The 14,084-nt window shown below is 68.6% G+C and carries 16 protein-coding genes; 12 read left to right on the top strand and 4 right to left on the bottom strand.

Annotated features, from left to right (window positions below):
* Position 1: 1 nt before the first annotated feature.
* Genes kynU through EV643_RS26575 form a run of 7 tightly spaced genes read left to right on the top strand, consistent with a single transcriptional unit; the run spans position 2 to position 6,750 of the window.
* Positions 2-1,264, top strand: a complete 1,263-nt coding sequence (gene kynU / locus EV643_RS26605) for a kynureninase (protein WP_238165838.1) — start codon at positions 2-4, stop codon at positions 1,262-1,264.
* A complete protein-coding gene (locus EV643_RS26600; protein WP_133802882.1) occupies positions 1,261-2,565 on the top strand; it encodes an FAD-dependent oxidoreductase in 1,305 nt (434 codons plus the stop codon). The genes kynU and EV643_RS26600 overlap by 4 nt, the downstream gene beginning before the upstream one ends.
* Positions 2,562-4,070 carry a 2-hydroxymuconic semialdehyde dehydrogenase gene (locus tag EV643_RS26595; RefSeq protein WP_133802881.1) on the top strand — a complete coding sequence of 503 codons (1,509 nt, stop codon included), beginning with the start codon at positions 2,562-2,564 and terminating at the stop codon, positions 4,068-4,070. Before EV643_RS26600 ends, EV643_RS26595 begins: the two co-directional genes overlap by 4 nt.
* A complete protein-coding gene (locus EV643_RS26590; RefSeq protein WP_133802880.1) occupies positions 4,067-4,492 on the top strand; it encodes a RidA family protein in 426 nt (141 codons plus the stop codon). Before EV643_RS26595 ends, EV643_RS26590 begins: the two co-directional genes overlap by 4 nt.
* A 5-nt stretch (positions 4,493-4,497) precedes the next feature.
* The gene (locus EV643_RS26585) at positions 4,498-5,016 is read left to right on the top strand and encodes a 3-hydroxyanthranilate 3,4-dioxygenase (protein ID WP_133802879.1); all 519 of its coding nucleotides are present in this window, start codon (positions 4,498-4,500) and stop codon (positions 5,014-5,016) included.
* Positions 5,016-6,035 carry an amidohydrolase family protein gene (locus EV643_RS26580; protein ID WP_133802878.1) on the top strand — a complete coding sequence of 340 codons (1,020 nt, stop codon included), beginning with the start codon at positions 5,016-5,018 and terminating at the stop codon, positions 6,033-6,035. The genes EV643_RS26585 and EV643_RS26580 overlap by 1 nt, the downstream gene beginning before the upstream one ends.
* A complete protein-coding gene (locus EV643_RS26575) occupies positions 6,028-6,750 on the top strand; it encodes an alpha/beta hydrolase family protein (RefSeq protein WP_133802877.1) in 723 nt (240 codons plus the stop codon). The genes EV643_RS26580 and EV643_RS26575 overlap by 8 nt, the downstream gene beginning before the upstream one ends.
* 3 nt (positions 6,751-6,753) lie before the next feature.
* On the opposite strand, the gene EV643_RS26570 is transcribed toward EV643_RS26575, so the two are convergent.
* The 3 genes from EV643_RS26570 to EV643_RS26560 all read right to left on the bottom strand — a co-directional run bounded on the left by EV643_RS26570 (position 6,754) and on the right by EV643_RS26560 (position 9,590).
* Positions 6,754-7,815, bottom strand: coding sequence for a Fic family protein (locus EV643_RS26570; protein WP_133802876.1), 1,062 nt, complete (start codon positions 7,813-7,815; stop codon positions 6,754-6,756).
* A gap of 128 nt (positions 7,816-7,943) precedes the next feature.
* Complete coding sequence (locus EV643_RS26565; protein ID WP_133802875.1) at positions 7,944-8,624, bottom strand: O-methyltransferase; 681 nt, start codon at positions 8,622-8,624, stop codon at positions 7,944-7,946.
* Between the two features lie 183 nt (positions 8,625-8,807).
* On the bottom strand, positions 8,808-9,590 hold the full coding sequence (locus EV643_RS26560; RefSeq protein ID WP_133802874.1) for a DeoR/GlpR family DNA-binding transcription regulator: 783 nt from the start codon (positions 9,588-9,590) through the stop codon (positions 8,808-8,810).
* 101 nt (positions 9,591-9,691) lie between these two features.
* On the opposite strand from EV643_RS26560, the gene EV643_RS26555 reads away from it, so the two are divergent.
* Positions 9,692-10,573, top strand: coding sequence for an SIS domain-containing protein (locus EV643_RS26555; RefSeq protein ID WP_133802873.1), 882 nt, complete (start codon positions 9,692-9,694; stop codon positions 10,571-10,573).
* Here EV643_RS26555 and EV643_RS26550 read toward each other — a convergent pair.
* Positions 10,556-11,167 carry a GNAT family N-acetyltransferase gene (locus EV643_RS26550; RefSeq protein WP_133802872.1) on the bottom strand — a complete coding sequence of 204 codons (612 nt, stop codon included), beginning with the start codon at positions 11,165-11,167 and terminating at the stop codon, positions 10,556-10,558. The two genes, EV643_RS26555 and EV643_RS26550, sit on opposite strands and share 18 nt — an antisense overlap.
* A gap of 118 nt (positions 11,168-11,285) precedes the next feature.
* On the opposite strand from EV643_RS26550, the gene EV643_RS26545 reads away from it, so the two are divergent.
* From EV643_RS26545 to EV643_RS26530, 4 genes are all read left to right on the top strand, one after another.
* A complete protein-coding gene (locus EV643_RS26545) occupies positions 11,286-11,507 on the top strand; it encodes a biotin/lipoyl-binding carrier protein (protein WP_202869771.1) in 222 nt (73 codons plus the stop codon).
* A gap of 159 nt (positions 11,508-11,666) precedes the next feature.
* On the top strand, positions 11,667-12,374 hold the full coding sequence (sigE, locus tag EV643_RS26540; RefSeq protein WP_133802870.1) for an RNA polymerase sigma factor SigE: 708 nt from the start codon (positions 11,667-11,669) through the stop codon (positions 12,372-12,374).
* Positions 12,371-12,979: an anti-sigma factor family protein gene (locus EV643_RS26535; protein WP_133802869.1), complete on the top strand. Its 609-nt coding sequence runs from the start codon at positions 12,371-12,373 to the stop codon at positions 12,977-12,979. The genes sigE and EV643_RS26535 overlap by 4 nt, the downstream gene beginning before the upstream one ends.
* Before the next feature lie 3 nt (positions 12,980-12,982).
* On the top strand, positions 12,983-14,047 hold the full coding sequence (locus EV643_RS26530; protein ID WP_133802868.1) for a sigma-E factor regulatory protein RseB domain-containing protein: 1,065 nt from the start codon (positions 12,983-12,985) through the stop codon (positions 14,045-14,047).
* Positions 14,048-14,084: the final 37 nt, after the last annotated feature.

Here is a 14,084-nt window from a genome sequence, read left to right as displayed (position 1 = left end):
GATGCCGGAGTCGGATGCGCTCGACCGGGATGCTGCGGATCCCGGGCACCGGGAGCTGTTCGACATCCCGCCGGCCCAGGGCGGCTCCTACCCCGAGGTCGCCTACTTCGCCGGCAACTCGCTCGGCCTGCGCCCGAAGGCGACCCGGACCGAACTGCTGGCCGACCTCGACGCGTGGGCCGAGCTCGGCGCGGAAGGCCATCTCGACGCTCCCCGGCCCTGGCTGCCGTACCACGAACTGCTCACCGGCCCGGCGGCCCGGCTCGTCGGTGCGCTGCCGGTCGAGACCGTCGTGATGAACTCGCTGACGGTCAACCTGCACCTGCTGATGGTCTCGTTCTACCGGCCGGCCGCCGACCGGTTCCGGATCGTGATCGAGGACTCGGCCTTCCCGTCCGACAGCTACGCGGTTCGCTCCCACGTCCGCTTCCACGGCTTCGACGCGGATGACGCCGTCGTCCGGGTGAGGCCGCGACCAGGTGAAGACTGCCTCCGTACTGCGGACGTGGTGGACCGGCTTGGTTCGGACGTGGCCCTGGTTCTGCTGGGCGGCGTGAACTACCTGACCGGCGAGCTGATGGACATCCCCGCGATCACCGCGGCGGGTCACGCGGCCGGCGCCGTGGTCGGGTGGGACCTGGCGCACGCGGCCGGGAACGTGCCGTTGTCCTTGCACGACTGGGACGTGGACTTCGCGGCCTGGTGTTCGTACAAGTACCTGAACTCAGGGCCGGGCGCGCTCGCGGGGGCCTTCGTCCACGAGCGGCACGTGAAGGCGGAGCTGCCGCGGTTCGAGGGTTGGTGGAGCACCGAGCCGGCCACCCGGTTCGAGATGACGCCGGAGTCGAGGCCGCCCGCGTCGGCCGATGCGTGGCAGGTGTCGAATCCGCCGATCTTCTCGATGGGCCCGGTCCGGACGTCGCTGGAGCTGTTCGATCGGGTCGGCATGGTCGTTCTGCGGGAGCGCAGCATCCGGCTCACGGCGTACCTGGAGAAGTTGCTCGGATCCGTCACCGCCACGCGCGCGTTGCAGGTGATCACGCCGGCCGATCCGGCTCGCCGGGGTGCGCAGTTGTCGTTGCGCATCGGCGGGACTCGAACGGCTGGGGAGCTGGCGAAGCGGTTGCGGTTCGAGTCCGGGGTGATCGCGGATGCGCGTGAGCCCGACGTACTGCGGCTGGCGCCCGTCCCGCTCTACTCGACGTACCACGACTGCTGGCGGGCCGCGGCAGCATTGGCTCAAGCTGTACCGGAGAACGCATGAGCGAAACTATCGCGATCGTCGGTGCCGGGCTGACCGGGAGTCTGCTCGCCTGCTTCCTCGCGCGCCGCGGGCTGCCGGTGACGCTGTACGAGCGGCGCCCGGATCCGCGGACCGGGCAGGCCGAACGTGGCCGGTCGATCAACCTGGCGATCTCCGAACGCGGGCTGGACGCGTTGCGGCGGATCGGCCTGGTCGACGAGGTGATGGCCGACGCGCTGCCGATGAAGGGGCGGATGATCCATCCGGTCGAAGGGCCGTTGGACTTCCAGCCGTACAGCGCGACCCAAGATCGGGCGATCAACTCGATCAGCAGGGGCACGCTCAACAACGCGTTGCTGGACGCGGCTGAGAAGGCGCCGGGCGTGGAGGTCAGGTTCGAGCACCGGCTGGTGGAGCTCGATTCGCAGGCCGGGTTGATGGGGTTCGAGACGCCGGCCGGGACGGTGCACGCGCAGGCGGACGTCGTACTGGGTGCTGACGGTGCCGGGTCGGCGGTGCGCGGGCAGTTGGTGGCCGAGGGGCTGGTGACCGAGGACGTCGACTTCCTGGACTACGGGTACAAGGAGCTGGCGATCCCGGCGGTGGACGGGGAGTTCGCGCTGGATCCGGGTTCCTTGCACATCTGGCCGCGTGGGACGTCGATGATGATCGCGCTGCCGAACCCGGACCGGTCGTTCACCTGCACGTTGTTCTGGCCGGCCGGGTCCTTCGACGCGTTGACCTCGGCCGCCGAGATCGAGCGGTACTTCGGCACGCACTACCCGGATTTGTTGCCGTTGGCCCCTGACCTGGTGGACGACTACCTGCACAACCCGGTCGGCGTACTCGGCACGGTGCACACGACACCGTGGCAGGCGCACGGGCGGACCGTGCTGATCGGGGACGCGGCGCACGCGATCGTGCCGTTCTACGGGCAGGGCGCGAACTGCGCGTTCGAGGACGTGGTCGAGCTGGACCGCTGCCTGTCCGAGGCGGGCGGTTCGTGGGCCTTGACGTTGCGGATGTTCGAGAAACGCCGGCGGGTGAATACCGAGGCGATCGCCGAGATGGCGTTGGCCAACTTCGTCGAGATGCGCGACAAGGTGGCGTCGCCGGTGTTCCGGTTGAACAAACGCATCGAGCACGCCCTCGAGCGAGCCTTCCCGGGGCAGTACGTGTCCCGCTACGAACTGGTCTCCTTCTCCACCACCCCGTACGCCGAAGTCCAGCGGCGCGTCCGCCGGCAGCATCAGGTGCTGGGGGCAACAATTGGTCTCGCTGGCCTGGCCGCGGTGGCCGGGATGGTCGGGAGGCGGCGATGAGTGCGACTCTGTGGCGGCCGGAGCTGCTGACCGGGGAGCCGAGTGAAGCGGGTGTACTCCGCAACTTCGTCGACGGCGTGTTCGTCGAAGGCACCTCGACCTTCGCCAAACTGAGCCCGGTCACCGGACAGAAGATCTTCGACGTTTGCGAAGCCGATTCCGGCGTCGTGGATGCCGCGGTCGCCTCTGCCCGGGAGGCGTTGAAGGGTCCATGGGGGCGGATGAGTGAGCAGGAGCGCGCCGCCGTACTCCGCCGCGTCGCGGACGAGCTCGAGCGGCGGTTCGACGACCTGGTCGCGGCCGAGGTGGGCGACACCGGCAAGTCGATCAGCCAGGCGCGCACCCTCGACATCCCGCGCGGCGCGGCCAACTTCCGGGCCTTCGCCGACTTCGCGACCACCACGCCGACCGAGTCGTATACCACCGTCCTGCCCGACGGCCGCCGCGCCCTCAACTACGCAGTACGGAAACCCGCGGGCGTGGTCGCGATCATCGTGCCCTGGAATCTGCCGCTCCTGCTCCTCACCTGGAAGGTCGCACCGGCCCTTGCCTGTGGGAACGCGGTCGTCGTGAAGCCCTCGGAGGAGACGCCGTCTTCGGCCACTGTTCTCGCCGAGGTGATGGCCGCGGTCGGCGTACCGGCTGGGGTCTTCAACCTCGTGCACGGGTTCGGCCCGTCGTCGGCGGGGGAGTTCCTGACCCGGCATCCGGGCGTCGACGCGATCACCTTCACCGGCGAGACCACCACCGGCTCCGCGATCGCCAAAGCCGCCGCCGACGGGGTCAAGGCCGTCTCCTTCGAACTCGGCGGCAAGAACGCCGGCTTGATCTTCGCCGACGCCGACCTGGACGCCGCCGTCGAGGGATCCGTCCGCTCGGTCTTCACCAACGGTGGCCAGGTCTGCCTGTGCACCGAACGCCTGTACGTCGAGCGATCGGTGTACGACGAGTTCACCGCCCGGCTGGCGGCGCGTGCGTCGGAACTCCCGTTCGGCTGGCCGTCCGACGAGTCCACCTTCAACATGCCGCTCATCTCCCGGCAGCACCGCGACAAGGTCCTCTCGTACTACGACCTCGCGCGGGCCGAAGGGGCAACCGTGCTGACCGGCGGCGGGATCCCGTCCTTCGGCGACACCCGCGACGGCGGTTGCTACGTGCAACCAACCGTCGTGACCGGGCTCCCTGCTGACGCACGGACGAACACCGAGGAGATCTTCGGCCCGATCTGCCACCTCGCCCCGTTCGACACCGAGGAGGAGGCGTTCGCCCTGGCCAACAACAGCCGCTACGGCCTGGCCGCCACCGTCTGGACCCGCGACGTCGCCCGCGCCCACCGCGCCGGCGCCGCCCTCGACGTCGGCCTGGTCTGGATCAACACCTGGTTCCTCCGCGACCTCCGCACGCCCTTCGGCGGCATGAAACTGTCCGGCCTGGGCCGAGAAGGCGGCACCCACTCCCTGGCCTTCTACTCCGACCTCACCAACATCTGCGTGGACCTGACATGAGCTCGAAAGTCGTGCCTGGGAAGGCGGTGCCGAGGGGGCGGTTTCCGCATGTGAAGGTTGTGGGTGGGTTTGCGTTCGTGTCGGGGACGTCCAGTCGGCGGGCCGACAACACGATCGCGGGGGCGGCGGTTGACGAGTTCGGGACTGTGTCGCTGGACATTCGTGAGCAGACTCGGGCCGTGCTGGAGAACATCCGGGACATCCTGGGCGCGGTGGGGGCCGGGCTCGAGGATCTGGTCAGCGTGACGGCGTACCTGGTGTCGATGAACGACTTCGGTGGGTACAACGAGGTTTATGGCGAGTTTTTCGACGAGTCCGGGCCGGCCCGGACGACTGTCGCAGTACATCAGCTGCCGCATCCCCAGCTGCTGATCGAGATACAAGCCGTCGCGGCGATCCCGCGCACCGGACAGGAGAGGTGAGTGTGATGGTCAATCTGGAGTCGACGAACTTCCCGCAGTGGATCGAGGAGAACAAGCATCTGCTGAAGCCGCCGGTCGGCAACAAGCAGATGTTCCCGACCGGCGCCGACTTCATCACCATGGTGGTCGGCGGGCCGAACCAGCGGACGGACTTCCACGTCGATCCGTACGAGGAGTTCTTCTACCAGGTGCGTGGATCGATGCACCTGAACGTGATGACCGACGACGGGCCGGGCCGGGTGGACATCAACGAGGGCGAGATGTGGGTGCTGCCGCGGAACATGCCGCACTCGCCGCAGCGCGACGCCGACTCGATCGGCCTGGTGATCGAACGGGTCCGGGAGCAGGGCACGCTGGAGAAGTTCCGCTGGTACTGCGCCAACTGCGACGCGATCGTGCACGAGGTGGAACTCCAGGTGACCGACATCGTCGCCGATCTGCCGCCGGTCTTCAACGCCTTCTACGAAAGCGAGGACGCCCGTACCTGCCCCAAGTGCGGCACCATCCACCCAGGTAAGGGCTGATGCCCTCGGCAACTGATCCGGCCGTCGACGTCCACACCCACCTGGTACCCAAGGGATGGCCGGATCTCGCCGCCGCCTGCGGTGGGACGGGCTGGCCGTGGTTGCGGGTCGACTCGGAGCGGGCCGCCATGATCATGGTGGGGGAGACCGAGTGGCGGCCGATCGGCGTACAGGCGTGGGATCCGGGGACCAGGCGGGCGGATATGGATGCCGACGGCATCGATCTGCAGGTGGTGTCGCCGACGCCGGTGTTCTTCGCCTACGACCGGCCGGCCGATCAGGCGATCAAGGTGGCGCGGATCTTCAACGATCTGATGCTCACGACCTTGGCCGACGACCCGCGGCTCGTCCCGTTCTGCCAGGTGCCGCTGCAGGATCCGGACGCCGCGTGTGCCGAGCTGGACCGTTGCCTGGCCGCCGGGCACGTCGGCGTGGAGATCGGCAACCACGTCGGCGACCGGGACCTTGACGATGACGGGATCGTTGCCTTCCTCAATCACTGCGCCGAGGTCGGGGCGCCGGTACTGGTTCATCCGTGGGACATGCCGGGCGGTCCGCGGCTGGATCGATGGATGGCCCGCTGGCTCACCGGGATGCCGGCCGAGACCCATCTGTCGCTGCTGGCAATGATCCTCGGCGGGGCGTTCGACCGGTTGCCCGAGTCGCTGCGGATCTGTTTCGCCCACGGTGGTGGGAGTTTCGCCTTCTGGCTCGGCCGGTCGGACAACGCCTGGCGGCGCCGCGGCGACGTCGTACGGGGGCGGTCTTTACATGCCCCGAGCCACTATCTGGGCAGATTCTTCGTGGACACGGTGGTTTTCGAGCCCTCGGCGTTACGGCTGCTGGTCGATACTGTGGGAGAAGACCACCTGGTGGTGGGCAGTGATTACCCGTATCCGCTGGGTGAACGACCGGCCGGAGAGGTGGTGCGCAAGGCCGACTTCCTGTCCGATGGACAACGACACAAGTTGCTGTCCACGAACGCGGTGCGCTTCCTAGGGAGGTCTCAGCATGAGTGAGGACCGCTCTGTCCTGACCCGCGAGGCGCGGGACCCCGACGAGGAGATCCGGTACGGCGAGCACGCGGACCAGGTGATCGACGTCTGGCACGCGAAGGAATACCGGCCGCTGGTGATCTACGTCCACGGCGGATTCTGGCGACCGGAGTACGACCGGACGCACGCCCGTCCACTCGGTGAGGCGCTCGCCGACGAGGGCTGGCCGGTGGTGTCGCTGGAGTACCGGCGCGAACCGGGCAACCCCGACGTGACCGCCGGCGACATCCGTACTGCGCTCGACCGGCTACCCGACCTCGTCGACGTGCACGCCGGCTACGTCCTGGTCGGCCACTCCGCCGGTGGACACCTGGCTCTCTGGGCCGCGGCGACTTTCAACCCCGTGCGCCTCCGCGGAGTGGTCGCGCTCGCCCCCGTGGCGGACCTCCTCCTAGCGGATCAACTGGGGCTCGACGAAGGCGCCGTACGGGACTTCATCGGCGACGGCATCCGCAACGACCTGGACCCGGTCCACCTGCCGGCCCCGATCGCCCCGGTCGCCATCATCCACGGCACCAACGACCAGCGGGTCCCGCTCTCGGTCTCGGAATCCTTCGTGACCGCCCACCCCACAGCCCGCCTGACCCGCCTGGACGGCGTAGGCCACTACGAGCTGATCGACCCCCTGACCCCAGCCTGGCACCAGCTCACCGCCGACCTGACCCGCTTCACCGGCTGAGACCTACACACGCGGTAAGGGAATCCGCCGCCACCGCGCGGCTCTTCCTGTTCCTTCTGGCATCAGCCGTTGCTCATTCTTCAGCTGATCCAGAACAAGCCGAATGGTCTGATCGCTGACGCCGGGCAGCGCCGCCCGGACTTCGGACAGCTGGAACACCGGTGCCGCGTGCCTGAGGACATAAGTCCGGACCCGCTCCTGCTTCGTGGTTCCGGAGCGATCGGCGGCCGCCTTGCGGGCGAAGGTTTCGTATGCCGACGCCAGGATGCCGACGAAATAGCCGAGCCACGGCCACGGGTCGGCCTCGTCTTGGTGCCAGTCGTGGGTTGAGCGGAGCAACGTCTCGTAGTACTCGTCCGCGGTATCGGCGATCGACTGCTCCAGCGACACCCAGCGGCACACCTCGTAGCCGGCGTCGAGCAGGAGTGCGTTCGTCAGCGCCCGTGCGACCCGCCCGTTGCCGTCGGCGAAGGGGTGGATGACCAGGAGATCGAGGACGGCCAGCCCGACCAGCAGGATCGGATGGTGTGCGCCGGCTTGCTGTGCCGCCTCGTACCGGTCGAGGAGGTCGACCAAGTAGCTCTCCGTCTTGGCCGCTGGGACCGGCACGAACCGCACCGTGACGGTGCTGTCCGGTGAGCGATCCACCACGATGTTGTCATCGATCTTCAGGTCGCCGCCTTTGAGCGTGGTCTCGGACCAGAGCAGGCGGTGCAGGTGGAGGATCAGCCCGATGTTCAGCGGGCGCCAGTGCTCTTGGAAGAGGTAGTCGAGTGCCTTCCTGTACCCGGCCAACTCCTGCTCGCTGCGATCGCGCAGCTTTCCGGCACTGCCGTCGATGATCTGCTGGGCCCGTCTGATGTCCGGAACGACAACGCCCTCGATGGCGGATGAAGCGGTGATGCTCTGCACCCGTGCGCGGCCGGCCAACTCAGTGAGGAGGGCAGGGAGTTGATGGCGGTAGAGGCCCTCGCTGCCGCGACCGGTGTCGATGTCCCGAAGGCGGATGACCACAGAGGCTGGAACCTGGCCGATCAATCGATCGAGATCCGCGAAGGACCGCATGCTCAAACCTCCCAAAAGAAGCAACAATCATACTAATCCAGGGCCAGATTAGTATGATTGTTGGTTTCTTTAGGTAGTTTCCGCGATCCCAACCTCACTCTTCGCGCTGCTGCGGCTGCGTGGAGTGGTCAGGAGGTGGGGCGTTTTACGGCGGCTAGGAGGCCGTCGCTGCAGGGGAGGAGGGCGGAGACGAGGTCGTCGTTGTCGCGGATGGCGCGGACCAGGTCGCGGATCGCGGTGGTGTCGGGGTCGCGGTGGGCGGGGTCGGCGACGCGGCCGCCGCCGAGGGCATTGTTGAACGCGACCACGCCGCCGGGGCGGAGCAGGCGGAGGGCCTCGTGCAGGTACGCCGTGTACTCGCGCTTGTCGGCGTCGCAGAAGACCAGGTCGTAGTGGCCGTCGGTGAGGCGGGTGACGACGTCGAGGGCGGAACCGGCGATCAGGCGGAAACTCCGTGATGGGACGCCGGCGTCGAGGAAGGTCTTGCGGGCCAGGCGCTGGTTCTCGGCGTCGATGTCGACCGTGGTCAGGGTGCCGTCCGAGCGCATGCCGCGGAGCAGGGCCAGGCCGGAGACACCGGTCCCGGTGCCGATCTCGACGACAGCCTTCGCGCCGACGGCTGCCGTGAGCAAGCTCAGGGCCGTGGCCGCGCCGGGGCCGATCGGTGACACCCCGCTGTCCTCGGCGCTCGACCGCGCACCGGAGACGACGTCGTCCTCACCGGTGTAGTCCTCGGCGTAGGCCCAGGACGCGGGATCGATGCCGGTGGCGATGATGCCCTCCCATTTTCCTGCCGCTGCGGTACTCATCTGTTCGAAGCCTAGCGTCCCGAGGTCCGGATTCCGTGCCTCCCGCGCTGGGACTGCGCACTCTTGCTCATAACTCGCTATCTTGAGTCAGATATGATCGCTATGTTGAGGCAAGGATCGGCTGGCGCAAGGAGGTGCGGGATGCGGTACGGCGGGAGGGCGAGCGCGGGAACAGCCCCGCGATCAGGCGCGGATCACGTCGATGCCGGCTTCCTTGAAGATGCCGAGCTGGGACTCGTCGGCCTGGGCGTCGGTGACGAGGGTGTCGATCTCGCTCAGCTCGCAGATCCGGGCGAACGCGCGCTGCCCGAGCTTGGACGAGTCGGCCACCACGACCACCTTGGACGCGCGGCTGACGATCAGCTGGTTGATGTTCGCCTCGCCCTCGTGGTGGGCGGTGGCGCCGGTCTCGTCGATCCCGTCGACGCCGAGGAAGGCGATGTCGAGGGACAGGTCGGCCAGGATCCGGTGCGACAGCGGCCCGATCATCTCGTACGACTGCGGGCGCGCCACGCCGCCGGTGAGCACCATCTTCACGTGCGGCCGGACGATCAGCTCGTTGGCGATGTTCAGTGCGTTGGTGACCAGGGTGAAGGCGGGTTCACCGTGCTCGGCGGACAGCTCCGGCCGGGTCGCCAGGGTGCGCGCGACCTCGGAGATCGTGGTGCCGCCGTTCATCCCGATCACCATGCCGCGACGGACCAGAGTGGCCGCGGCCTGCGCGATCCGCTGCTTTTCCGAGGCGAAACGCGCAGTCTTGTAGCGCAGAGGAAGGTCGTACGAGACCGCGTTCGCGACCGCGCCGCCCCGGGTCCGGGTGAGGAGCTGCTGTTTGCCGAGGTGGTCCAGATCGCGCCGGATCGTCGCCGCGGACACATGCAACTGCTCGGCGAGCTCGTCGACGTCGATGGCGCCCTTTTCCGCGAGCGACTCGAGCAAGGTGTTCAGCCGTTCATAACGCTTCACCCGGGGCTCCTCCTTCACACAATCGGTCAGCCGGGCGGCTGCCGGTTGGCACCATTCGATCACGTTCGAGCAGTTTCGACCATTACATCTCCGGAGAAGACATGACCGACACCCCGTTCGTGAGCACCGAGATCGCCACTCAGCCGGACCTTTGGCGGCAGGTCTCGACCGGTTTCGCGCAGTACGGTGGCGCATTGCCCAAGCCCGGTCAACGGGTCGCCGCCGTGGGCTGTGGCACTTCCTGGTTCATGGCGATGGCGTACGCCGCTCTGCGCGAGGACCTCGGCCTGGGCGAGACGGATGCGTTCGCCGGGTCCGAATTCCCGCTCGGGCGACAGTACGACGTGATCGTGGTGATCAGCCGATCCGGGACGACCACCGAGGTGCTCGACCTGATCCGGCAGACCTCCGTGCCGACCGTGGCCATCACCGCGACGGTCGGTTCGCCGATCTTCGAGCTGGCCGATCAGACGATCCTGCTGGACTTCGCCGACGAGCAGTCCGTCGTACAGACGCGGTTCGCGACCACGACGCTGGCCTTGCTCCGGGCGTCGCTGGGGCAGGACCTGTCGCAGGCCGCTGCTGATGCTGAGACCGCGCTGACGATCGACGTGGACGAGCTGGCGAAGCTGGAGCAGGTCACGTACGTCGGGACGCGGTGGACCGTGGGCCTGGCGCACGAGGCCGGCCTGAAGCAGCGCGAGGCGGCGGCGGCCTGGACCGAGGCGTACCCGGCGATGGACTACCGGCACGGCCCGATCGCGATCGCCCAGCCCGGCCGCGGCGTCTGGATCTTCGGCGAGCCGCCGGCCGGCCTGCTCGAGGACGTCACCGCCACCGGCGCCACCGTCGTCCACCACCCCGACCTCGACCCGATGGCCGCCCTGGTGGTCGCCCAACGGGTAGCGGTCGCCAAGGCCCTGTCCCTCGGCCTCAATCCCGACCAGCCCCGAAGCCTCACCCGCTCAGTAATCCTCGACTAGCCACGCGGCGGTCACCGGCGACACCAGAGTCCACCCGAGCCTGCTGTACAGCGCCCGGCCGTCTTCGGTGGCGACCAGTACGCCCGTGGTCGCGCCGCGCCGGGTGGTCGCTTCGGACAACGCACTCATCACCGATTTGCCGAGCCCTCGACGGCGGTGATCGGGGTCTGTCTCGACCTGGTCGATCACCGCGAACTCACCGGTCAACGCCGCCTTCCCACGCGCCGCCAGTTCGGCCCCAGCCATGATCCGTACTTCGGTGGTTGCGGCCTGGTCGACCACCTCGAGCCGGTACTCCGGTGCGACGGCGACCACGCCGCCGGACAGCGGAGCGCTCATCAGGTACTCGGTTGGCTCGACGTGCCAGCGGGGATCCAGCCGAACCGTCTCGGCGCAGATCTTCAGCCAGGTGCCGGGGTGATGAAGGCTGTCCACCAGCGCCTGGTCGAAGGCGGCGAGCACGTAGCGAACCTGGTGTCCGGGGAGGCCGACGTCGATCCGGTAACCGCCGGGAACCTCCACTGGTGTCGGCGTGGCGCGGGAGATCGCCCAGCCGCGCGCCCACGCATGCAGTTCGGTGTGTTCAGGGTGCATGGGTGGGCTCCGGGATTCGGGTCAGGCCGGCGAGGGTGGCGTAGTAGCGTACCGGGCCCGTCATGCCGGCCCGGGGGCCTAGGATCGGGCCCGAGGATCCGGGAACAGAGGAGTGCGCGTGAGTCACATCGTGGTGGCAGAGCTGGTGGCGAACGTCCAGAAGGTCACCGCCAAGGCCGGGGACACGGTGGGCCCGGAGGACACCCTCGTCATCCTGGAGTCGATGAAGATGGAGATCCCGGTGCTCGCCGAGGTGGCCGGGACCATCACCGAGCTGAAGGTGTCCGAGGGCGAGGTCGTCCGCGACGGCGACCCGATCGCGGTGATCGAGGAGAAATAGGCCACACCGCCAACCAGCAGGCGTCTCCGAGGCGTCTACTGGGAGGAGAGAGACCACCGGGAACTTCCCGTCCACACGCCACGTTGGATCGTCGTACCGGCATCTCAGGGTCTAACCCGGGTGTCCCCGACGTGCGCAGAGGACGGTGAACACGGCACCATGGTGGTCACGCTCGTTGCCGAGAGGACCCAGGGAGGCGTTGCCGTGAAGCCGGTCGACACCTCCGTGGCGCCTGCCCTGGCTCCCCATCAGCCGCCGCAACTCATCCAGCCGGAGAGTCAGGCCGAGTCTGAGGTGCTGCCGTCCTGGGACGAGATCGTCCGGACCCACTCGGCCCGGGTGTACCGGCTCGCGTACCGGCTGACCGGGAACAAGCACGACGCCGAGGACCTGACCCAGGAGGTCTTCGTCCGGGTGTTCCGCTCGCTGTCCAGTTACACACCGGGCACGTTCGAGGGCTGGCTGTACCGGATCACCACCAACCTGTTCCTGGACGGCGCGCGGCGTAAGCAGCGGATCCGCTTCGACGGGCTGCCCGAGGACGCGCACGACCGGCTGCCGGCCAAGGGCGAGGGCCCGGCCGAGAAGCTCGAGCAGGACCAGTTCGACCACGACGTGCAGCACGCGCTGGACGCGCTGCCGGAGGACTTCCGCGCGGCCGTGGTGCTGTGCGACATCGAGGGCATGACGTACGACGAGATCGCCGAGGTGCTGGACGTCAAGCTCGGCACCGTGCGCAGCCGGATCCACCGCGGCCGCTCGATGCTGCGCAAGCACCTGGAGCACCGCGCTCCGCGATCCGGTCATTCCCGGATCAGCGGTCCGCCTGCCGACGGCGCCTTCCTCGCCGGAGGTGACGCCCGGTGACACTGCAGCACCCGCTCGACAAGCTGAGCGCCGCCGTCGACGGCGAGCTGGACCACGACTCGCGGGACAAGGTGCTGAGCCACCTGGTCGGTTGTGACGACTGCCGCGCCGAGGTGGAGGCCCAGCGCCGGCTGAAGGCCCGGATGGCGGCGCTGGCTGCTCCGGAGCCGTCCGATGACTTGATGCAGCGCCTGCTCGGCGTCTCCGCGTTCTCCGTGGAGCCGCGCGAGGAGGTCCGCCCGGTGCTCACCCCGGTGGTGTCGCTGAGCCCACAGCGGTCCGCGTTTCCGGCCGGACGAAGCGGTGCCACCCGCCCGGGCGTACGGGCCACACGGTCGCGGCGGCGTACGGGCGTGCTGGGTGCGGCCGGGTCTGCTGCCGCTGTCGCCTCACTGCTCGGTACGGCGTTCGTCCTGGGCGACCCGGCGCGTGGAGAGCAGCCGCCCGCGTTGCAGCCGCCGGTAGCGAGCTTCTCGGCGGACCACGCCGCGACGACGAGCGGGAGCCCGTTCGCCGACCCGGTGGCGCTGCTGAATTCCTACAACGGGGCTGTGTACGCCGGACTGAATCCGACGTACCAGCCGGTGGCCCTGACGGGGCGCTGAACCGTGAGCCTTTCCCGGCTCGCCGTCCTGGTCAGCACCGCGCTGATCGGGATGGGCCTGCCCCTGCCGACCGCGGCCGCCGTACCGGTTCCGACCGGGTCACGCGAGGACTCGCCGTCGGCCGTCAGCTGGCTGGAGCGTGCCGCGCACGCGCCGGATCACGTGTCGTTCCACGGCACCCAGATCGTCACCGCGTGGGGACCACAGGGGTCCAGTTCGGCGATGCTCGACATCGTGCACGCCGCGTCGCAGGGGTCCGAGATCAGCGTGATCGGCTCGTCGTCCTCGCCCGGCGCGAAGGGGTTCGTGCAGCGGGCCGGACAAGGGGCCAGCCCGGCTGTGGACGGCGGACCACTCGCGCTGCTGCAGGCGACGTACGAGCTGGTCTACAAGTGCTGCACGGACACGATCGGGCGGACTGCGGTGCTGGTCGAGGCGCTGCGCGGTGACCAGACCCTGGCGGCGCGGTTCTGGATCGACCACGCGACCGGGCTGCTGCTGCAGCGGCAGCTGTTCAGCACGGACGGCAAGACGCTGGTCCGGGCGACCGTGTTCACCGAGCTGACGATCGAGGGCGCCGAGTTCCTCGGGCATCTGCCGCCGATGACGCCCGGTTCCGAATCGGTCGGGATGGGACGCGTGGACGACCTCCGGACGCAGGGCTGGACGTGTTCGACCGACCTGCCGTCGTCGCTCAAGCTGTACGACGTCCGCCGGGACACCACGACCGGTTCACTGCAGTTCTCGTACTCCGACGGCCTCTTCAACGTGTCCGTCTTCGAACAGCGCGGCACCCTCGATCCGGCCGCCCTGGCGGGTTACACGGCGACGGGGACGCCCGGCGTCTACGTGCGCCACGGGATGCCGTCGTACGCGATCTGGTCGTCCGGGGGGATCGTCTACACCGTGGTCGGGGACGCGCCGGCCGACGTACTCGAGCAGGTGGTCGCGGCGTTCCCTCACGAGCAGCCGGTGAACGTCACGGCCGTCCAGCGGATCGGTACCGGACTGGCCCGGATGGCGACTTGGCTCACTCCGATGAGTGCGCTCTCGTGGAAGCTGGGATAATCAATCCTGGAGGCCCTTCCCGGCACACCGGACGGGG

It is taken from the genome of Kribbella caucasensis (assembly GCF_004361855.1).
In the GTDB taxonomy this organism is placed as follows: domain Bacteria; phylum Actinomycetota; class Actinomycetes; order Propionibacteriales; family Kribbellaceae; genus Kribbella; species Kribbella caucasensis.
Note: the sequence above shows the minus strand (reverse complement) of the source record. Positions and strands in the feature narration are given on the sequence as shown.

Bases quoted from the DNA above. Each gene is read 5' to 3' on its own strand.
- EV643_RS26565 (WP_133802875.1), bottom strand. From the start codon at position 8,624: ATGAGTACCGCAGCGGCAGGAAAATGGGAGGGCATCATCGCCACCGGC.
- EV643_RS26570 (WP_133802876.1), bottom strand. From the start codon at position 7,815: ATGCGGTCCTTCGCGGATCTCGATCGATTGATCGGCCAGGTTCCAGCC.
- EV643_RS26590 (WP_133802880.1), top strand. From the start codon at position 4,067: ATGAGCTCGAAAGTCGTGCCTGGGAAGGCGGTGCCGAGGGGGCGGTTT.
- EV643_RS26595 (WP_133802881.1), top strand. From the start codon at position 2,562: ATGAGTGCGACTCTGTGGCGGCCGGAGCTGCTGACCGGGGAGCCGAGT.
- EV643_RS26580 (WP_133802878.1), top strand. From the start codon at position 5,016: ATGCCCTCGGCAACTGATCCGGCCGTCGACGTCCACACCCACCTGGTA.
- EV643_RS26575 (WP_133802877.1), top strand. From the start codon at position 6,028: ATGAGTGAGGACCGCTCTGTCCTGACCCGCGAGGCGCGGGACCCCGAC.
- EV643_RS26550 (WP_133802872.1), bottom strand. From the start codon at position 11,167: ATGCACCCTGAACACACCGAACTGCATGCGTGGGCGCGCGGCTGGGCG.
- EV643_RS26555 (WP_133802873.1), top strand. From the start codon at position 9,692: ATGACCGACACCCCGTTCGTGAGCACCGAGATCGCCACTCAGCCGGAC.
- EV643_RS26585 (WP_133802879.1), top strand. From the start codon at position 4,498: ATGGTCAATCTGGAGTCGACGAACTTCCCGCAGTGGATCGAGGAGAAC.
- kynU (WP_238165838.1), top strand. From the start codon at position 2: ATGCCGGAGTCGGATGCGCTCGACCGGGATGCTGCGGATCCCGGGCAC.
- EV643_RS26600 (WP_133802882.1), top strand. From the start codon at position 1,261: ATGAGCGAAACTATCGCGATCGTCGGTGCCGGGCTGACCGGGAGTCTG.
- sigE (WP_133802870.1), top strand. From the start codon at position 11,667: ATGGTGGTCACGCTCGTTGCCGAGAGGACCCAGGGAGGCGTTGCCGTG.